16 protein-coding genes are annotated in these 20,619 nt (G+C 43.8%); all 16 read right to left on the reverse strand.

Annotation, left to right across the window (positions count from 1 at the left end; genetic code table 11):
- Nucleotides 1-17: 17 nt before the first annotated feature.
- Nucleotides 18-848: a carbon-nitrogen hydrolase family protein gene (locus tag AAEZ00_RS08065; RefSeq protein WP_101033820.1), complete on the reverse strand. Its 831-nt coding sequence runs from the start codon at nt 846-848 to the stop codon at nt 18-20.
- Nucleotides 849-1,027: 179 nt separating this feature from the next.
- The gene (locus tag AAEZ00_RS08070) at nt 1,028-5,056 is read right to left on the reverse strand and encodes a YhdP family protein (protein ID WP_351088534.1); all 4,029 of its coding nucleotides are present in this window, start codon (nt 5,054-5,056) and stop codon (nt 1,028-1,030) included.
- Entirely contained in the window at nt 5,056-6,546 is a 1,491-nt protein-coding gene (gene rng, locus AAEZ00_RS08075; RefSeq protein ID WP_101033818.1) for a ribonuclease G, read from the reverse strand. Before rng ends, AAEZ00_RS08070 begins: the two co-directional genes overlap by 1 nt.
- Nucleotides 6,547-6,631: 85 nt before the next feature.
- Nucleotides 6,632-7,219 (reverse strand): Maf family protein, encoded by a 588-nt coding sequence (locus tag AAEZ00_RS08080; protein ID WP_124013459.1) that lies wholly within the window; start codon nt 7,217-7,219, stop codon nt 6,632-6,634.
- Between the two features lie 55 nt (nt 7,220-7,274).
- Nucleotides 7,275-7,766, reverse strand: coding sequence for a rod shape-determining protein MreD (gene mreD / locus AAEZ00_RS08085; RefSeq protein WP_124013458.1), 492 nt, complete (start codon nt 7,764-7,766; stop codon nt 7,275-7,277).
- Nucleotides 7,763-8,710 (reverse strand): rod shape-determining protein MreC, encoded by a 948-nt coding sequence (mreC, locus tag AAEZ00_RS08090; protein ID WP_101033815.1) that lies wholly within the window; start codon nt 8,708-8,710, stop codon nt 7,763-7,765. The genes mreD and mreC overlap by 4 nt, the downstream gene beginning before the upstream one ends.
- Before the next feature lie 63 nt (nt 8,711-8,773).
- On the reverse strand, nt 8,774-9,823 hold the full coding sequence (locus tag AAEZ00_RS08095) for a rod shape-determining protein (protein ID WP_101033814.1): 1,050 nt from the start codon (nt 9,821-9,823) through the stop codon (nt 8,774-8,776).
- A 192-nt stretch (nt 9,824-10,015) separates the two neighbouring features.
- Nucleotides 10,016-14,635, reverse strand: a complete 4,620-nt coding sequence (locus AAEZ00_RS08100; protein WP_351088535.1) for a DUF6701 domain-containing protein — start codon at nt 14,633-14,635, stop codon at nt 10,016-10,018.
- Nucleotides 14,625-15,086 (reverse strand): MSHA biogenesis protein MshP, encoded by a 462-nt coding sequence (locus AAEZ00_RS08105; RefSeq protein WP_351088536.1) that lies wholly within the window; start codon nt 15,084-15,086, stop codon nt 14,625-14,627. The genes AAEZ00_RS08100 and AAEZ00_RS08105 overlap by 11 nt, the downstream gene beginning before the upstream one ends.
- Nucleotides 15,076-15,915: a PilW family protein gene (locus AAEZ00_RS08110; RefSeq protein ID WP_351088537.1), complete on the reverse strand. Its 840-nt coding sequence runs from the start codon at nt 15,913-15,915 to the stop codon at nt 15,076-15,078. The genes AAEZ00_RS08105 and AAEZ00_RS08110 overlap by 11 nt, the downstream gene beginning before the upstream one ends.
- Nucleotides 15,915-16,553, reverse strand: coding sequence for a prepilin-type N-terminal cleavage/methylation domain-containing protein (locus tag AAEZ00_RS08115; RefSeq protein ID WP_351088538.1), 639 nt, complete (start codon nt 16,551-16,553; stop codon nt 15,915-15,917). The genes AAEZ00_RS08110 and AAEZ00_RS08115 overlap by 1 nt, the downstream gene beginning before the upstream one ends.
- On the reverse strand, nt 16,543-17,025 hold the full coding sequence (locus tag AAEZ00_RS08120) for a pilus assembly FimT family protein (RefSeq protein ID WP_351088539.1): 483 nt from the start codon (nt 17,023-17,025) through the stop codon (nt 16,543-16,545). The genes AAEZ00_RS08115 and AAEZ00_RS08120 overlap by 11 nt, the downstream gene beginning before the upstream one ends.
- 250 nt (nt 17,026-17,275) lie before the next feature.
- Entirely contained in the window at nt 17,276-17,782 is a 507-nt protein-coding gene (locus AAEZ00_RS08125) for a prepilin-type N-terminal cleavage/methylation domain-containing protein (protein WP_351088554.1), read from the reverse strand.
- 291 nt (nt 17,783-18,073) lie between these two features.
- On the reverse strand, nt 18,074-18,691 hold the full coding sequence (locus tag AAEZ00_RS08130) for a pilin (RefSeq protein ID WP_351088540.1): 618 nt from the start codon (nt 18,689-18,691) through the stop codon (nt 18,074-18,076).
- Between the two features lie 108 nt (nt 18,692-18,799).
- Nucleotides 18,800-19,372 carry an MSHA biogenesis protein MshF gene (locus AAEZ00_RS08135; protein WP_351074690.1) on the reverse strand — a complete coding sequence of 191 codons (573 nt, stop codon included), beginning with the start codon at nt 19,370-19,372 and terminating at the stop codon, nt 18,800-18,802.
- Nucleotides 19,373-19,404: 32 nt separating this feature from the next.
- Nucleotides 19,405-20,619, reverse strand: coding sequence for a type II secretion system F family protein (locus AAEZ00_RS08140; protein WP_351088541.1), 1,215 nt, complete (start codon nt 20,617-20,619; stop codon nt 19,405-19,407).

Raw genomic sequence — 20,619 nt, forward strand, 5'->3', positions numbered from 1 at the left:
AATAGTAGTATCCAGTGTTATTTCAACTGTGGCGCCATAAATCGATTATGGCCCATCACCGGCATTTGTTGACGAATACGGCGTAATTCGGCTAAATCGACTTTAGCTTGTACCCAGCCACATTCAGTGGCTCGCTCAGCAATGACTCGGCCCCAAGGGTCGACTATCATACTGTGACCCCATGTTTCTCTACTACCTTGATTATGTTGCCCCCATTGGCCTGCGCCCAACAAATAACATTGAGTTTCAATTGCACGCGCTTGTAATAACACTTGCCAATGCGCTTCACCGGTGACTTTAGTAAATGCCGAAGGTAGGGCAATATAATCTGCCCCCGCCAAACGCAAAGCCCGGAATATATCGCCGAAGCGAATGTCATAACAAATGGCTAGACCAACTTTGCCAAAAGGTGTATCAATGACACTAATGTGATCACCGGGATGAAAGGTATCACTTTCGCGATAAGTTTTGGTGTCATCACTCACCTCAACATCGAATAAATGCAGTTTATCGTAATGACCTAGGGTGGCGCCATGATCATCAAAAAAATAACAGCGGCTGAACACTCTACCATCGTCGGCACGCATGGGAATGGTGCCGGCAATAACATACACTTGGTACTGCTTTGCCAACGCGGCTAATGCGCTTTTTAGTTCGCTTTGATGCTGACTGCCAGCATATTCAAGCTGTTGACTTTCATGGCCGCCAAACAATAAACAACACTCAGGTAACACCACTAATTGTGGCTCATTGGCATCACGGGGTAAGGCGTTGAGTTGCGAGTCGATAAACGCAAGATTGGCTTTGACATCGCGGCCGCTTTGGGATTGTAATAAGCTGATTTGCATCTCGAACTCCTTATCGCATAAACACATTAGTTGATGAGTAAACCCAAGCCTGTCTCATTGGACCGACTTCAGCATCGCTACCTGGCAGTCGGTCAGCTTAAGGTCAATTATCGATAACCGGAACGAGCTGAGTTGATGGCGCGCTCGATGGAGTATGGCCTCACGATCTATCGCTTTTATTACTGAGCTTTAACATCTGAGTCAACTTCAGTTTCGACTTTAGCCTCTACTTTAGCATTGGCGTTAGTATTAAGGTTAGTTTCTATACTGGTTTCGTCTACCTGCGGTAATATTGCCTTTGGGATTTCGATTTCTTTACTCTTACGCTCAAGCTCTTCTAGTTGCGGATTGTCCATGGTACCGGTGACTCGGAAACGAATTTCTGAGATCACTTCAATAACCGGTTCTAACACTTTTGTCAGGGCAAATGCCCCTAACCCCAAAGTCCACGCACTGGTACTCAATAACACCACGGTTGGCACACTGGACGCAAGTTGCGGCACAAAACGAATGTCATAATTTAAGCTTTGGGTGGTTAAGTCGGTGTAACCTCGTACTCGCATGTTACCGGCAATGGCGTCCATTTCAGTATCGGTGGTTTTAACCACCCCATTATCGATCATAAGATTGCCGTTAAAGGTATTGAAATATAGGCCTTTGCCGAACACATCCGAAAAGTCTAACGATAATTTACGCAATAATGAATCTAAACTAAACAATGAAAACACTCGCGCGCCTTTATCACTAATCTTCGAAAGATGACCTTTGCCTAGTGCAAACTTGAGTTGGCCGTTTAGCGTGTCGAGAGTGAAGTAATAGGGCGCACTTTGCCAAGATAACTGACCGCTGAGATCCAATGGCGCATCTTGTAGTCCAGGATTGATGTTTAATATCCTTGATAGGTCATCAAACTTTTCAGCCTGTAAATTGATATCGAACACGGTTTTATCGGTGCCATTTTCAAGCGACCATAACCCATTGGCCTGTAAGGTAACAGTAGGTTGCGTTAATGACAGCGTTTGAAATTGGTATCCTAGTTCATGGGGTAAGCCTTGTAACACTAAGTGCCCTAACGATAAGTCATTAACCTTAAAATCATCCACATCTATTGCTAAAGTGGGCAGATATTGCAGCATGGATGCCGCTGTCGGCTCTGTTTGTTCAGCCATGCTGACGCTAGGGTATAAATACAACTTTTTAGCGACCACTTTAATCCCTTGATCGCGCCAGTTAGGGTAAAAATCGATACGGCCATCAAACTGTTGCGACTCAGCGTCAAAGCGCCACACCTGTTCTGTGGGTTCGGCATAAAAATGTAATTTATCAAATGATTGTCCCAACACATTTAATTGCTCGATGTCGGCATGAATCCCAGCTAATCGAGGGAATGACCTTGCGGCATTAATAATCGCTGTGGTTTCAGCTCGATTGTCTTGAGTTGCCATCCCCGGCAACTCATCTGCTGTTAAAATACGATCGCGTACCGACGACCTCACAACATCTGGTTCAGCGCTAACACTGAAGCGATTAATAATCGGCAACCACTGCGCTAAATCGACTTTAGGCAGGTCTACATGTATATGGCCTTGTTGTTTATTTAATCTGTCACCCAATTTAAAATGACGACCAATCATCACGTCATAAAAAGCAAGCCGGCTGCCACTGTCGGCATTAAATTCACCCCAAAACTCGACATCATTAGCCAACTTAATGCTTAACGATGATTGTTTATTATCGCCAATAAGATCCACGCTTAGTTTTCTAGGTTCAGCGGCCGACTTTTGATAAGGCATCGGTAAATCCAGTGCGGTGCCGATAAGATCGGAATTAGCAGAGACTTGTAAGCTATAACCACTTGGGTCAAAAATCATGGTTAAGCCACCATTCCAGTCCATTTTGCCCTGGTAAGTGTCACTCAATGGATTGTGTAAGCTGGCGGGTAATGAGTCGAGATCCCAGCGACCATTCATATCAACAGTTAAGCTAAAATTGCTATTATTTTTCTTGGTTTTTACACTAAACGTCAACGGTTGTTGAAATAACCTCGCCTTGATATTTTTGCCTTCAACCAACTGATTCACAAAATTAACTTGTCCAGATACGCCTTGTAAATCTAAGCCGGGAGTGGTTATAAACAGCGGATTATTATCAAAGGTAACCTGACCTTTAATCAATTTTTCACCGCCTTTGTATAACGGGATCGCCAGATCTAATTGGGTATTGATTTGCTGTCGAATTTGTACCACATCTAACGTGGCACCTACTGAATCACGAAGTGAAGAGGCGTTAATCACTTTGGCAGCGGCTTGCGCGTCGGTGGTGATATCCGCTTCAATTCTTAATAAAGACTGTTTACCCAACTGCGGGATAGAGACTCGCGCGCCGTCAACCGCAACGTTATCGAGTTTGCCCTGATCAATATGCAAATCCATCATGGCATTTTCAAACAAGGCTGATAGCGTGAGTTCGCTGACCTCTGGCCAATTAGGTTGAAATTTAAAGGTGCCACTGTCGAGGCGAAATGCAGCTTGGAATACACCACTGTGATCTTGATAGGGATAACCGCCTAACGCACCATGCCACACTACCTGCGCGTCGTTGACTCGCCCTGCGACTAAACCATCATTAAGATAACTGACTAATTTTGGACTCATGGCCATCTGTGGGAAATAACGTCCAACATCGGCCACATCATCAATGCTTAAGTGAGCCGCCAACCCCATATGAATCTCGTCAACAAACTCAAGATTCAGGCTCGCTTGCAAGGTAATATCATCATTAATTAATTCAATATCAGCCACGGTAAGACGCTGTTGTTCTACATCATAACGGCCCATCATTGCGCTGCCGTGAAGCGCTAATGGTTGGCTAAAACCACCGTTAAAATCGACACTGTACTCTTGTTCTGGCAAGCTAAATTCAAGCTGGCTATTCGCCCATGTCAATTGAGCATCAATCGGACTCACACCCGGTATCGACTGATAAGCTTGCCACTGTAATTGCTGAACTTCAACGTTGCCGATAAGCGGTTTGTCGGCCGCTTTATACAGCCTAATGGGGCCAATTAGACCTTGAGGATTGAGTTGTTGCCAAATGTTCACTTGCTGTTTGCCCAAACCGGGCACTAACGGCAGCATTGGCGTTAAGTTCGACGGAGTAATCTGGTTGGCATAACCAAAAAAATCACCATCACGAGTGCCTATCGCTAACTTAAGAGACGGCCAAGTTTGATCATTAGTCGATAAATCTAAATCATGGCTGGCGATTTTCCAGCCATCAGGCTGCGGTGTCCATTGTAATGAACCTGAGTTGATAGCAAATTTTTGCTGGGTATCAGCGTCACGCCATTGCAACCAACTGGGTTTAAACACTAATACACCATCTTGGATCTGACGATGTGCAAATGTCATCCACGCATCGAGGTTAATCACGCCTTGAAATTCAATGTTGTCAGTGTTTTGTTGCGCAATATGTTGTCTAGACGCCCATTCACCTAAGTCTAATGAATCTGCGGTAACGTAAAGTTGGCCTGCGACCGTATCAGGTTGATAACCATCACCGCTAAGATCAATACGTAAGGTTAACTGTTCTTGCTGCGACTCAAGTTGATCCACATGGATCATACCCTGCGCTTGGTGACTATTGGCACTGTTTTGCCACAGCAGATTATCGATAAAAATCGGCCGATAATCCTGTTGTTTACTAAACAGTTGTAATGACGCATCGGTGATTGAAAAATGCCCTAACTGTTCTAATAACAATCCATACAACCAATCAAGATTAGTCATATCACCCGCGGTAGCGTTCTCATCCGTAGATGCCAACTCATCGAGATTTAATGCCACTTTAACACCATCAAATACCACGGTTTCAATCTGCGGGCTCAAGGTTAAAAGTGACTGCCAAAAATCGAGTTTGATATGTACATTTTCGCTGATAACGGTAATCGGCAGATTATCTTGTGGCAGTAACACTAAATTGCTCACGGTCAGTGCTGGCCCAAAAGCTTGCCATTCGGCACTGAGTTCACCCATCTGCACATGCAGTTGGTATTCGTTTTGAAGATAATGAACTAATTCAGTACGGACTTCAGGAATATGAGGCAATAAACCACGAATAAGGCTAACTACCAATGCAAATAGCACCAGTGCAATAGCCAAAATTTGCCAAGATAATCTGTTAATCGTTACCGCCTGAGTTGTCGACACTACATCATCACCACATCATATTTACTTTGAATGTATAAGGGTTCATTTTGCAAACGAATACGCTTACCGATGTAAACTTCTAATTCTGCCAGCAAATGCGATTCTTCACCACTAAAGCTCATATACACTGCCGGCGAGCAATACAGTAAAAACTCATCGGCTTTATAAGCTCGGTCTAAACGAATAATTTCCCGGAAAATTTCATATGACACACTTTCAATCGTTTTCATGGTACCCGTGCCTTTGCAAGACGGACATTCACCACACACCACATGTTCTAAACTTTCGCGAGTACGTTTGCGGGTCATTTCAACTAAGCCCAGACCCGAAAAACCGCTGACGCTTGTTTTGACTCTATCTAACGCCAATGCCGCGTTTAAGCTTTCTAACACCCGCGCTTGGTGTTCCTTAATCTGCATATCGATAAAATCGATAATGATAATCCCACCCAAATTGCGTAACCGCAGTTGCCTTGCTATCGCTTGAGTGGCTTCAAGATTAGTATTAAAAATGGTTTCTTCTAAGTTGCGATGGCCAACAAATGCACCGGTATTAATGTCGACCGTAGTCATGGCTTCGGTTTGGTCGATAATCAAATATCCGCCAGACTTAAGCTCAACTTTACGGCCTAAGGCCCGTTGAACTTCATTCTCAACATCATACAATTCAAAGATAGGTGCTGGGCCCGCATAATGCTCAATTTTTTCAGCAATTTCAGGCATAAACTCTTGGGCAAAGTGTTGTAATTCAGCATAAGTACGGCGCGAATCGACTTGAATATGGTCAAGTTCAGTACCGACAAAATCACGAATGATCCGCACAGGTAATGCCAAATCTTGATACAGTAATATAACGCCTTTACGCTTACGTCGTTCACTGACCTTAGCCCACACACGTCGCAAAAAGGCCGCATCTTGGGCGAGTTCATCTTCGCCAACATTTTCAGCTGCGGTGCGGATAATAAAGCCGCCGTCATCATCAACATAAGGTAGGGTAATATTTTTAAGGCGTTGACGTTCTTCTTCAAGTTCAATACGTTGCGATACGCCAACATGACTAGAGCCAGGCATAAACACTAGATAACGCGAGGGTAAAGTAATATCCGTTGTCAGGCGGGCACCTTTAGTGCCGAGTGGATCTTTGACCACTTGCACCATAATGTCTTGGCCTTGACGCACTAACTCGGCAATATCACGCACCACAAAGTTGCCCTTTTCGACATCGGCAACACATTCGGTATGAGGAACAATATCTGAAGCATGTAAGAAAGCGGCCTTTTCTAAGCCTATATCAACAAACGCGGCTTGCATACCAGGTAATACTCGACTGATTTTACCTTTATAGATATTACCGACCAAACCTCGCTTCATGCGGCGTTCAATATGCACCTCTTGTAAAACACCATGCTCAACTAATGCAACACGCGCTTCAGTTGGCGTGACATTGATGAGCAATTCTGTGCCTTTTTTACGTTGTGCTTTTATGTTCATAAGCCACCAGTATTCGGGTCATGCTTCAATGGGAATATTGACAGTAGTTGCACCATCGTAGATGCCCGATTAAAGCAAAAGGTTATTAAGTGTGCTGCATCATGCAGGCTAATAATTCACGTGTTTCTACTAGGGGTAAACCAACAACGGCAGAATAACTACCACTAATAGATTGAACAAAACAACCACCCAAGGCTTGTATTCCATACGCACCAGCTTTGTCCATTGGTTCATTTGAGGCAATATAAGCGTCTATGTCGGCAGCGGATAATTCACAAAAGCTCACTTGGGTACGACATAATCGGCTAAAGGTGTGTTCACCATCCGTTAACGCCACCGCTGTCATCACTTCATGAGTTTGACCGGATAACAATGTCAGCATACGCTTGGCATCATTTTGGTCCATTGGCTTACCTAATATCTGCTGATTTAACACCACGATTGTATCTGAACCCAGTACTTTAGGGGCGATAATATGACCACTGAGCGCCAAACCTGCTAGGGCTTTTTCAAGCGCTAAACGGCATACATATTGTTCTGCCGTTTCAGTCGATAAAGGCGTTTCATCAATATTGGGTGCGACGAGCTCGAACGTAAAACCGGGATGACTAAAGCCTGCTTGAGCCAGTAATTCTTTTCTTCTTGGCGATGTTGAAGCCAGTACCCATGTCATCTGATATTTACTCTAATTAACGAACATAAAAACAATATTCACCCTATCGGGTGAATTAACGTACTTTATAATGGCGACGCATATTGCGTAGTATCCAAAACACCCACCACCAAATAAATAAACTCGAAATCGCGGGTAAAAACATCTCAAGATTAAACGGTGCAGCCCCAACAACAACAAACTGTACCCAAAATATCACCACATGATAAATACAAATAAAACACGCGAGCAGTAATGACTGTTGCCAGCGAGGATAATTGCGTAATTGTTGACACAACATCACCACCAAATAAATAACCAACGACAGTGCTAATGAACGGATGCCTAAATGGGCTCCCAATAGCACATCAAGCATTACGCCGAGCAACCACGCGGTCAAAATACTGTAACGATGCGGTAATGCCATCGCCCAATACATCATCACCATAAGCAGCCAGTCAGGTCGCCACGCTTCTACCATTGTGGGCAGCGGCATAATCTGAAACATCATCCCGATAAATAAAGTCAGCCATACCACTAAGCGACCATTTGCAATATGCGCGCTCATTGGTTTATCTCGCTGGTTATTGGCGTAGTCGTGGTTTCTGAAGGTGGAGCTTGAGATACTGATTCATTCGCAGCGGCTTCGGCTGCCTTTTTTATCAACTCTTGTACGTCAGCTGGAAGCGTAAAAGGTTTGGTTTCATCCGGCCAAATAAGTAATACGTAACGTATGCGATCAAGTGCCGCTAAAGGCTGAGCATTAATCACTGCATAGCTCTGACCATCATCACGGGATACACTGATAACACGGGCTACTGGATATCCTTCTGGAAAACGACTACCTAGCCCTGAAGTGACTAATAAATCGCCCACTATGATGTCAGTACTTTTAGCCACATGGCGTAATTCAATTTGATCAATATCGCCCATGCCATTAGCAATTGCACGCACATCGTTACGGGTAACACGCACCGGAATACCATGCGTTGCATCTGACACCATCAACACACGGCTGGTAAACTCACTCACTTCAACCACCTGCCCGACAACACCTTGGCCATCAACCACAGGCTGACCGACATAAATGCCGGTTTGCGAACCATGATTTAACACCACAAACTGTCTAAATGGATCGCTGGCCACTTCCATTACTTCGGCCACCATTTTACGAGAATCCATATGCACAGGTGAACCGAGCAATGCCCGTAAACGCTCATTTTCTTGGCGAACATGCTCAAAACGTTGTAAACGCTCTGACATGAGCAGCTGTTGGCGTAATAGTTGTTTGTTTTGCAATTCAAGCATGTTGCGGGTTGCAAATGCCTCGGCTGACCAGTCGAGCATCACACCTGGTACATTGGCTAAATATTGAAGCGGGCTTAACACCGAGGATAAAGACTGGCGAATGGGATCCAGGCGATGATTAGTCATCAGTAATGCCACCGACAAAATAATTGCCAGTGTCAATCTAAATTGACTAGAGACGCCACGAACGAAAATTGGTTTCATAAATTGTTCGCAACTTTGTTAACCCATAAAATGCCATTAACAAAGCCGCTCAGCCGATGATAATTAGGTCTCTTCAGAGAACAAATCACCACCGTGCACATCAATCATTTCAAGGGCTTTACCACCGCCACGAGCAACACAAGTCAGCGGGTCGTCTGCGACCATCACCGGAATGCCCGTTTCTTGCATTAATAAACGGTCTAAGTCACGCAATAATGCACCACCGCCGGTTAAGACCATGCCACGCTCAGCAATATCGGACGCCAGCTCTGGTGGCGACTGCTCAAGGGCAACCATCACCGCACTCACTATGCCAGATAACGGCTCTTGTAATGCTTCTAATATTTCATTGCTGTTTAAGGTGAAGCTTCTTGGCACACCTTCTGCGAGGTTACGACCGCGCACTTCAATTTCAAGTACTTCGTCACCAGGGTATGCGGTGCCAATGGTATGCTTAATACGCTCAGCCGTTGCTTCACCAATTAAGCTACCGTAGTTACGACGGACATAATTAATAATCGCATCGTCAAACTTATCACCACCAATACGTACTGATGAAGAATACACCACGCCATTTAACGAAATAATCGCCACTTCGGTAGTACCACCACCAATATCGACAACCATAGAGCCGGTCGCTTCTGATACTGGTAAACCAGCACCAATCGCTGCAGCCATTGGCTCTTCGATTAGGTACACTTCACGAGCGCCTGCACCCATTGCTGATTCGCGAATCGCGCGACGTTCAACTTGAGTTGCGCCTACGGGTACACACACTAATACGCGAGGACTGGGGCGGAAGAAACTGTTGTTGTGTACTTGCTTAATAAAATGCTGAAGCATTTTTTCAGTCACATAGAAATCAGCAATTACGCCGTCTTTCATTGGACGAATAGCTTGAATATTACCAGGCGTTCGGCCTAGCATTTGTTTTGCCTCTCTACCGACTGCAGCAACTGACTTTGGCCCATTGCTATTGCGTTCGCCGCGAATGGCAACCACTGAGGGTTCGTTCAAAACGATGCCTTCATCGCGAACATAAATAAGAGTGTTTGCCGTACCTAAATCGATCGATAGGTCGTTAGAAAAAATGCCGCGCAACTTTTTGAACATGTATCAGGCCTGTATTCTGTTGAGTCAGAAGAAGAAAAATCAGCTAACTTTATCAATGACACCCCCATTCTACAATACCGAATAGGTTAACAATTGCTAATCTGGCGTTTTTTTTTACAAAAGCTGTTAAAAAAACAACATTCGCGCAGTTTTAAATCAAAAAAGCGCAAAACTGACGCTTTTTTATCCAGATCATTGACCGACTTCGCGCCAATAAATGATCCTATCATGGCCTCGGTAACGCCCCAAGAACGCACTTGCTCTTGGCTCATAGAGCAGAGTTGGACTTGCCTCGTCCCAATTCCAATACCACTGAAGCCAGGGCTCTACTTTTAACGGGGCAGTCACCTGACCTCGATATGCTGCAGAGCCGCTATTTTGCCATAATAAGCTTAATCGGCCACTGCTAACTGAACTGCCACCATCACGGCGAGTCACGGTTTGACCAGCGGTTAAAGATGGCGCGTATATTTCGCTGCCATCAAGCGCATCGATAACGTGAGTACAGCTATCATCGGTGTTAGTTATCCAAGCGCTACCATTCCAATATTGGGCATAGGTTGGCATACGCAGTATTTCATTTTCAGGGCCAAAGGTATTGTCCATCACCACTCTGCCATGACGTAAATCTTGGGTCGATAATAACGTTGCAGTGCAGTCGTTGCTGGCGGCACAGTTACCACTGCTGTCGGTTCGCATATCAGCAGAGGCAACAAAAGACACCGCCCCATCGTTATCAAATACTTGTACGCCGATAGCTAATTGACTAAATGGTCCATCCACACTAGGGGCCACAGTACGACTAAAATTAGCTTGGTAAGATAATCCTACGTTTGCTTCTCCCAAAGCCCAAGAGCTGGCATCAATAGGTAACACGCTTAACCTGCCGCTTAAATCCACACCATCATTGGCATTTTCGCCCACTAAGCTGGCACCGGCTTTAGCAAAGGCATCTTGATAATTTTGGGTAACATAACTGCCAGTATTTAAAGAACTTAAGGTTAATGTTAGATCAAAGGCTTGGTCCATATAGCTAAAGCTACCGCAAGATGGCAGCACACTTGAGCTACTCACCACAAAGCGGTCGGGTACAAAGCGCCCTATATTAGGCGATGTCGCCAGCGGAATATCGTAAAAGCTCGAACCTAAATAAGGACTCGCCGGATCTGCGGTAAATTTAAACACCCCCACTTCGGTTACCGACTGAGACACGGTATTACTGTTAGTGGTTTGGGCGACATGATTATATTGTTCTGCTCCCACCTCACCTAGCACGCCGCCAGATGGGGCAACTAATTGATGGCCTAATGTTACCTCGTTATGGGCATAATTTGGCGTATTGATGTTATCGCAGTAATCAGTATCAACGTCAGACTCCCAGGCTTTACCTTGAACAACTACGTTAAATGACTCGCCGGCTTTTTTGTATCGATTACAGCTACTATCACCTGCAGAGCACTCAGCATTATTATCTTCAGGCATAACACACAAGCCCACAGGGAAACTGACAAACTGATCTGAGCCGGTCATGATCAAACCTTGCTCATCGCCTGTACCAGTGTACTTAGCATCAAGCTGTATTTTTCCGGCATCGGGATAATTGACGTCGATGTTAGCTTTACCTGTGTCATCGAATGCCAACGCAAGCGTGGTTGCTGTGCTCTCCAGTTTACTCATCACCGTATTATTTACTGTTATCACTTGACCACTAATTGGAGTGATGGGATTGATATAAGAGCTCCAAAAATCGACATTTTTAGTGATTTTGGAAAACAGAGGGACACATTGCAGGGTCTCATCTGAGGTTTTCACCGCACTGATCGAAATATTGCCTGTCGGTTTGTTGGCCAATTTATCTGGCACATCAAAAATAAACCCGCTTTCGGCAAAACTTAAAGTACAGCTTGCGGTATTTAACCCACCAGCACCGCTTCGGCACAAAGTATTACTGCCTGCTATGGTAGAAGGAACGGAAGAACTCACCCCTATGGTTATGGGTGTAATCACATTATTGCGTAAAGCGACCGTTGCACTGCCATTTTCAAACTTCACTACATTGGTTTTAATAGCGTCAACATACCAAGCGCCATTGGTATTAGGAGCAAGCGATAAATTAGCCTCCACTGGATCAGTAAATAAATTACATGCCGCATCTTTACACGCTCTGACCGTCATGGTTTCGGCCTTACAGGTCAATGGCGAGCTAGTATAGTCAAACTCAAAATGATGAATTTGTTGACCGATCGGATTGGATTTAAGGGCACAAACCTTAAAGTTATCCATCTCATGATTATTGTTTGCGCCACCTGTGGAACCAGTAATAGACAGGTAAAAACTTTCAGGTACGGGCGCTTGCCCGCTGACGCTTAATGCATCAAAAGGAGCGATTAAGGTTTCATAATCATCTGGATCACCGTTGTTAACAGTATCTCGCAGCACTGACACCATGGCCTTACCTGGGGTTCGCGAATCTATGATGATTTTGTATTTATGATTTGGCTGAGCGCTGCTTGTGCTGCGCACATCAATTTTGGGGCTAATGTTGGCATTAGTACCTGTTAGATATTGGTAATCTGTACCTGAGGAACCACGGATAGCCACGGCCTGAGATCTAAACCCAGGTCCACCAATCTTACCTTCGTTGGGGTTAGAGAAGTTGCCGTATTCATCCAATGCGATACCAAGCCAACCACCAGCAAAACCAGGAGTACCATTATTACGCTGTGCATATCCTAAGGCGCCACCAAAACTACCAGGCTGAGGAGTAATACTGGCATCAGACAAGATAATTGCAATGCCGTCAGCCCCTGTGCCCGACTGGCTCGACCAAGCATAATAGTCAAACTCCAGCTCAACTAAGTTATCCGCAGCAGGGAATAATCGCTGATAAGTACTGGATGTCGCTTGATTGCCACTGGCTGAGGTAAAACGCAAACGGTTATTCACTATTGCAGGCGGCAATGACGAGCCTAAGACCTTGAGCGCCCAATCATCACCGACATCAGTGCGATTAAAATCGTCAGTAAAACAAGTCAAGGTGTCTACTTTTTTTTCAAACGCAACAAAGCTGTAATTCTCCCAGCGATGTTTGCGGTCGTTATCTCTAAAAGTATCTTCGTCAACGACCATGCTGACTTTGTCGTTAGTCAACTGACAACGACGCAGCCAGCCTCCATCTCCACCTAGGCGGCTGTTTTTACCTGCCACCAGCATAGGAGCATTAGTAAACCCGTTTAATTCGGTCGTTTCAGCACATTGATCGGTAATATCCTTGGTGCCATTATCTGTAAAGGTTTGCGCTTGACCAAAATGATAATTAACGGCGCTACCTCCAAGTGTTAGCGTCCCAGAGCCTGATGGCACTGATAAATAAGCAATAGTTTCATTTTGAAGTTTTCCATTTTTCAAATTTCCAGGTTGGCATTTATTATTATTAGTTCTTACCTCTGAAGTATCTAGCGCTAGTTCAATATCATAAGTAGTAGTATCAGGAGTAGGTAATTGAGAAGTACTGGTAAACCAACATTCATTATTTTGAGTTTGAATTTGATTTAATAACACATCTTGAGTAACACCTTGAGTAGAAGGTAAGGTCACTGTGGTATAAGGTGAATTAGAACCGAATAAAGCCTGATTATAGTCAACCGATCCAGCAATAAGTGGTACGCCGTCTGCGAGCTCATAAGTACCTGCTGTTACCGCTATCCAATGTACTTCAGGCATATCATTAGATTTAACATAACGGTTATCAGGTGATTCTGGTTCTTGTTGTGACCAAGTAAAACCTTGCTCAGACACACTCTTAACAAATACCGATGCAGGGCCATCACTATTACTGTCTTCTATAGTCGGCATCAAGAAAATTAATGGCGTCACACCCGTTGGAAATGGACTGTCAAAAGTAATCTTCTTGGCGGTCGCTTTACCATATTGGATATGAAATACACTAGGCGTTGATGATGCATCATTGATTTTACCGTCTGAGTTTATTTTTAAATATTTAGATGTTACCCGGCCATTAATGATTGAAGTATTATTAAGAGTTAAAGTTTCATCACTATAAATATTACCTCCAATAATTGAACCCGAATTTAACGTTAAATTATCATATGCTATCAGTTGTAACGAATTAGTATTTTCAATATTAATTTTGGCATTATTTAATTGGGAAGCGCTACCGATGAATAATCTAGCATTACCTTGCAATACGATTTCTGAATGTTGATTTAATTCCAAAGAATCGATCCAATAATCACCAGCAGGGAAAACTAATTTAGCCCCATTACCAGCAGCTATTTTTTTAAAAAAATATTCTTGTTGTGTGGAAGACATTGTTAAAGTACAAGCAGAATATAAATTAATAGAGTCAAATTGATTTAAGCCAGTATTACCTAGGACAATATTTTCATTGTCTGAGCAATATCCCACTCCACCACTAGTACCTTTACTGCTTTGAAATTTATTGCCTCCTTTTAATTTTATTCCGCGTATATCACTGCCAGTTACATCACAATAACGATCACCATTAGAAGCTGTATCACAGCTATCTGAGGGCAATCCTGAACCTTCATTATTAGAACAAAAAGCTAAATCCTCTCCCAAAGTACCATTTATTCTTGAGCCGCTTTGCATCGTTAATTGAGGGTTATTAATTTTATGACAACTCTTATTGCTGTCTTGATGATATCCTTGAGCCACATTAGGCCAAACTACTGATTCATCAATAATATCAAATGCAAACGCCTTAATAGAGAACAAGGCTATAATCACAAAAAAACTAGTCAATAAACGATAGATTGTTTTAATTCCCACGCGCTTCTACCTCCACTTGGCGACTGACTCGCAAACACGCTGAATTGTTTGAGTTTCCTGCACAGTTACCCGTTTCGCATACCGCTAAGCTGTTAATTCGATATTGGCTCACACTGCCCACAGTGGCAGTATTGCAGCTAATCGACACAGTGCAGTTATGGAACCCATTGAAGCCTAGCCCTATTGGCGGTATCCATGTTGAACTGACATCAGTACAGCTTGTGGCAGTGCCATCGACAGGAAACAGCTGAGCTAACGCGGCATCGGCACCACTGTTAGCACTAAATAATGCCCGAGTGCCCCACACTTCTTGATTAACTGACTCATCAGCATCACTAACAATGCGGATCAGACTCGCCGCAATAAGAAACATCACCGTCAGCACAAAAATACCAATAATCAGTGCACTACCTTGTTGCGAATGTTGGCTTAATTTCAGTTTAGGGTACATTCATCACCTGCACTTGATGTTGATAATTGAACGTTTCACCATTGACGCTAAATACTGGCTGTAAATGCACAATGGCATTGGTCATTAACGTTGATGGGGTAAGGATCACCGCCGGATTAACGGTTAAGGTATTAGTGATATTTTGCGCCATCAATACCCCATTGCCCATCACTGTTGGCGACATTGTTGGTGACGGTTGATTGGGCTGGTAACCATAGTCTTGATATAAGCGCAGCTCGACATTACTGGTGGTGTTAATAAAGCAGTAACTCAATGGGCTATCGGCAAGGTATAAGCGTTTTAATGGCGAAGCCTCAGTAAAGCGCACGCTTTGAGTTAAAGTAATAGTCAGCTGGTCGCCCGATCCTGCCACACTTTGCACGGTAAATCGTTTAGCGGTTGTCCCTAGGGGATGATAGATTTCTGTCGTTGTTAATGGATAAATCAGCACTGATTGACCTGCATTAATACTACGAACACTTTTAATCGCGGTTAAGCTATTTTGCGCAGCTTGCGGCACAAACGGCGCATCAAGATACGATGTGCTGGTGCTAATGGGTAATAATTCAAGGCATTGGTAACTGCCATCGGTTGCGGTAAGTACGCGCATACTATTAGGCACGGCACGGCGGATATCCCGAGTCATCCGCTCGATACCAAATCGGCTCTGACTGAGCACTTGATCAACCGCGCTTGATTCGACAAAAATGCGGGTGCCAAAAATAACAAAGCTGCTTACCCCAACCACAATAATGCCTAAGATTAGCATCACTGTAACCATTTCAATTAAGGTAAAACCAGCAGTATTTGATCGGCAGCGACAAGGCATTAGTAGTTACTCCTTAGCGCTTGGTAAGTGATCTCTTCATTGGCAGGCGTGGTTACGGCGACGGTAATTAATTTTTGCGCTTTCGTCGCCGAGTCAAGATACTCAACTGACACGTTCAACTGATAACGAGGATAGGCTTGGGCATAGGTTTGGCTTGAGTCGAGCATATTATCGTCTTGATCCAAGCCATCATAATCATCAATGTCATTGAAGGTGTCGCGGCTTTCACCGTCAGGCCCAAGAAATGGGGTTCCGTCCACTGCTAAAGCATAAGAACAAGCTGAACCTGCTGAACTATCACAGGCTGGGACACCGCCATTGGGATTGGTATTTTGATCATAACGCTTACCCCATATTTCATTCATTACCGAATGAGCCAACTCGGCCGAGCGCACTCTGTGCAAGGTTTTTGCCGCCCTGTCCGCTTGCGGAAACAACATGCTGGTGAGCATCACTATCGCAATAGCTATCACCATCATACCCACCACGAGTTCGATTAAGGTAAAGCCCCGCTCAGATGGACACAGTTGCCGCTGTTGAGGCCCTTTTCGGAGCCCTTGCCTAAGCCCTTTTACAAGCCCTTTTACATGCTTAAGTCGAGATTGCGTTTGCGTTTGCGTTTGCGCTTTAGAGAGCATAAATATACCCCTCAGACTCTACTGCTATGGCGAGGGTTTCATCGGCCACTGCATTAAAACAATGTCCTGAACACAGCGGCGATATTATCCGCCCTGCACTATCAAAGGTAATCGAAAACACTTGGCTGGCGGTACTGGCAAGGGCAATATGCGCGCCACCACTAAAGGCTTGTGTTTGCTCTTCACGTACTTGGCTTGTACATATGTTAGCCGTTGTTCTACCACTATAATGGCGTAGCGTATAGCCAGTGGCGCTAACATCAATTTGATAACACTGATCGGTATTTTGCATCGCGGTAAGCTGCACTAACCTGAGCTCGCTTATAAACTCATTGCGTAAGGTATAGGCACTGTAAGATGAGTCCGACAACAGACGCGGTAATACCGCCACGGCCAAAATGCCGATCAAAATCATGGTAGTAACCAATTCAACTAAGGTAAATCCTAGCTGAATATTGCGTTGTTGACTCACTCTGTGATGTCCTCATTCTACTTGATGAACATTAATGACATGTCAAAAGGTTAAACCACAATATTGTCAGTCACTTATATTATCTTATTCAGTATGGTAACAACAGGCTATCTTGTCTGTTTATTTATCGGGCACTATCATTTTATAGCCAAGCCAATTGAGTCGATTAAGATCTTTTTCTCAACTCACAATGCTCAAAAAAAAACCTGCAAAGCAGGCTTTTTTATGACTAATCATTAACAATCAATAATTAACAAGCGTCTGCATCAGGCATGGCTGAAAACTTAGGAGTTGATGTCGCTGTTGCTTGAGTATAAGTAAAAGAACAAGTTGATGGTGCGCCTGCTTGCTGAATTTTTAGCCCTGCTAAAGTAGCTGGAGTAACTGGAGTAGTACTAGCATCAGCTGCATCAACATCTTCAAAAATCCAATCTGCAGTTGCTACATCCAAGCCGGCTTCTAAAGCTGACTCTGTCGCTGCAATGTAACCATAAGCAATAGCTACATCATCTTCAGGTGCTGTTGTACCTGCGATATCTAAAGTTGTTGCTGTTGTTTGTTCTTCACCAGCTAAAGCCGCTTTCGAATAAACTAACGTGTTTGCACCTTGAATAGCGCCTTTTAATCCTTGTAATGCAGAAGCTCGTGCATCACCTTGCAAGTTAATAAACTTAGGTGCCGCAGTTACCGCTAAAATACCGAGAATAATGATCACAACCACTAATTCGATTAATGTAAAACCTTGTTGTTTTTGCATGTTAATTTGCATTTAACTTACCTTTTATATAATAAAATCAGATATTTAATATTTCATCTCGTTGAACCGTATTAAACCTTGGTAAAACATGACACGAGCTGAACTTCTAGCTATTGTTTGAAACGACTATCACTGACTAACGATAACCAATTAAAACGACTATCACCTTTAGTGACAATGACGGCTTAACACGGTGACTGTTTAACACTTAAGCTAAATAACACTTCGACTAATAACAGCATATTTTATTAATCATTTCAATGGTAAACACCTCAAACTATAAACTATGACTTATGGCGTGAAGGGTGTTTGGGTAAAGCTTAATACTTGCCCTGTACCTGGATTATATATCACGCCTTTTGCATCCGCAGTCGTTAAGTCAGGTGCTGGTGTAGGCACACCGCTGGTTTGGTTCAGTACTAGTGAAGCCACTTGATGATAAACACATAAATCAAGATTGTTAACGGTTATACCGTCAATACTGATAGATGAGCCGCCAGCACCATTTAGTACACTAACGGTGTAGCGTACATCGCTTGCATCTTGGTTAGCCAATACGTTTCTTGGCGCATTTTGTAACACTGAATCAAACACTTCCTGACATCGGGTGCTATTCATAGCGGTTGCATTGGTGTTTGTGGTGCCTGTTGGATAACCAAAACGCGTGTCTAATGACACACTGGTGCCGTCTAAAATGACATTATCATTACGACGACCATCGACTTCCCACTGGGCACGCACAAAACTCACCGCAGTGGCTAAACCACCCGCTACTCCGTCTACACTGGCGTCTTCAGCATCATCGGTCACATTTAAAAAACGCGGGATCGCTGTGGCGGCCAATAAACCGAGGATAACAATAACAATGACCAACTCGATCAATGAAAAACCTTGTTGTTTCAATTTCATAATATTTTACTCTTCTATATTGCGCCTAAAACAGAAATAATATTGGTTCAGCTCTAACTTAGCTAATATTATCAGCTTATTAACACTTTAACACTAATGGAACACTCTCTATCGGTCATTAATTAAAAATATCACTCTACCCGTTTGCAATTGATAACTTAAATTGGCTTTATTATCTGAAGAGTAGCGGCAAATATTAGTATCAGACTGATAATCTACCGTAATATGCAACTGTTGAAGATTAGTGGCCAGTAATTGGCCCCATAGTCGCTCGCAACCTTGAACATCATTCGTATCAATGATTGGCCAACCTTGATCAGATAAAGAAATCCAATTATTGGTGCCAACGAGATCAGCATCGTCGTTAATCTCGTCGGTGTTGGTTCGACCGTTTTTTGACGCTGTCTTATTGCTCTGTGAGGTAAGCACATTTGATGCCAGATTATGCCATGACAACTGCATTTTATCCGGCCGACCAGAAGCTAACCATTGACTGCGCACCATAGCTAACACATTCAAAAAACGATTTTGTTCAAGCTCTAGACCCCGTCCACCTATATTTGACGCGGTATTGAGATAACGTATACCGAAAATAGCCAGCAACACTAACAACACCACAATAGCAATGACCCTGCCATAAATGCTAAGCAGTTCATGATCCGCTTTTTGCTGGCTTAGCATGCCGCTATCCCATCAATAATGTGCATTATGCGTTAACCGCCTTTGACCACATTAAGCATATCCCACATAGGAAGATAAATGCCCAGTGCCAGTATCAATACAATGCCAGCAACAAAGCCGATTAAAATAGGTTCGAGTTTTGCCGTCAGATTTTTTAAATCGTAATCGACTTCGGCTTCATAAAAATCAGCGGCATCATTTAATAGCTGATCGATTTGGCCCGTCTCTTCACCCACGGCCACCATTTGCAGTACTAACGGCGTAAACAGCTGACTGCTATTGGATACCCTTAGCATTGATTCTCCCGATTCAATACCATGGCGCATCCCGACAATCTGGTCATGCATATAGGCATTATCCACTGCATCCGCCACCAAACTTAATGCTTGGGTCATGGGAACACCCGCACTGATCATCATCGAAAAACTGCGACAATAGCGCGACAAGGTTGAACGCTCAATAATGGAGCCTATAACAGGAATATGCAGTTTCCATAAGTCCCACTGTTTTTCACCTTTTGCACTATGATGCCAATATCGAATACCCACTACAACGCCAATCAATAGCACTATCATGTGGGGCCAGAAATTAACAAACAGGCTAGAGGTGCCAATTAATATTTTTGTCGCCCATGGTAGTTCGGCACCAAAACGAGAGAACATATCGGCAAACTTAGGGATAACCATAATATTCAAAATAACCATCGCAATGGTAATGGCGATCAATACAAACATGGGATAACGCATTGCCGCTTTAATCCGCCGACGAGTTTCTTGTTCTCGCTCGATATAACCTGACAACTGGATAAAGGCATCTTCCAACTTACCGGTATTTTCACCCACATGGATCATCGACACAAACAACGAATCGAATATCTCCGGATGTTGATTCATCGCTGAAGATAACGGTCGACCCGAAGTGAGCTGTTGTGAAATATCATCTAAGGCTTGTTTCATCCGATCAGAATGAGTGGTTTCTGATAAGCCCGCAATCGCCCTTAAAATGGGAATACCTGAACGGGTCAGTGAATACATTTGCCGACTAAATATTTGCAATTCTTCCAGCGACACTTTGCTTTGAAACAAGCTCATTGAGAAAGGTTGCTTGGTTTTCACTTCATGTAATTCTAGTGGAATAATCCCACGAGAAAGCAACGCATCGGCCGCCGCGCTTTCATTGGCAGACTCAAGCTGTGAACTAACAGCCTGCCCTTGTGAATTACGTCCTCGATATTGATATGTTGGCAT

This window comes from Shewanella sp. S1-49-MNA-CIBAN-0167, from assembly GCF_040310145.1.
Lineage (GTDB): Bacteria > Pseudomonadota > Gammaproteobacteria > Enterobacterales > Shewanellaceae > Shewanella > Shewanella psychromarinicola.

Bases quoted from the DNA above. Each gene is read 5' to 3' on its own strand.
- AAEZ00_RS08110 (WP_351088537.1), bottom strand. From the start codon at position 15,915: ATGCCTTGTCGCTGCCGATCAAATACTGCTGGTTTTACCTTAATTGAA.
- AAEZ00_RS08065 (WP_101033820.1), bottom strand. From the start codon at position 848: ATGCAAATCAGCTTATTACAATCCCAAAGCGGCCGCGATGTCAAAGCC.
- mreC (WP_101033815.1), bottom strand. From the start codon at position 8,710: ATGAAACCAATTTTCGTTCGTGGCGTCTCTAGTCAATTTAGATTGACA.
- AAEZ00_RS08130 (WP_351088540.1), bottom strand. From the start codon at position 18,691: ATGAAATTGAAACAACAAGGTTTTTCATTGATCGAGTTGGTCATTGTT.
- mreD (WP_124013458.1), bottom strand. From the start codon at position 7,766: ATGAGCGCGCATATTGCAAATGGTCGCTTAGTGGTATGGCTGACTTTA.
- AAEZ00_RS08115 (WP_351088538.1), bottom strand. From the start codon at position 16,553: ATGCTCTCTAAAGCGCAAACGCAAACGCAAACGCAATCTCGACTTAAG.
- AAEZ00_RS08095 (WP_101033814.1), bottom strand. From the start codon at position 9,823: ATGTTCAAAAAGTTGCGCGGCATTTTTTCTAACGACCTATCGATCGAT.
- rng (WP_101033818.1), bottom strand. From the start codon at position 6,546: ATGAACATAAAAGCACAACGTAAAAAAGGCACAGAATTGCTCATCAAT.
- AAEZ00_RS08080 (WP_124013459.1), bottom strand. From the start codon at position 7,219: ATGACATGGGTACTGGCTTCAACATCGCCAAGAAGAAAAGAATTACTG.
- AAEZ00_RS08140 (WP_351088541.1), bottom strand. From the start codon at position 20,619: ATGCCAACATATCAATATCGAGGACGTAATTCACAAGGGCAGGCTGTT.
- AAEZ00_RS08105 (WP_351088536.1), bottom strand. From the start codon at position 15,086: ATGTACCCTAAACTGAAATTAAGCCAACATTCGCAACAAGGTAGTGCA.
- AAEZ00_RS08135 (WP_351074690.1), bottom strand. From the start codon at position 19,372: ATGCTAAGCCAGCAAAAAGCGGATCATGAACTGCTTAGCATTTATGGC.
- AAEZ00_RS08125 (WP_351088554.1), bottom strand. From the start codon at position 17,782: ATGCAAAAACAACAAGGTTTTACATTAATCGAATTAGTGGTTGTGATC.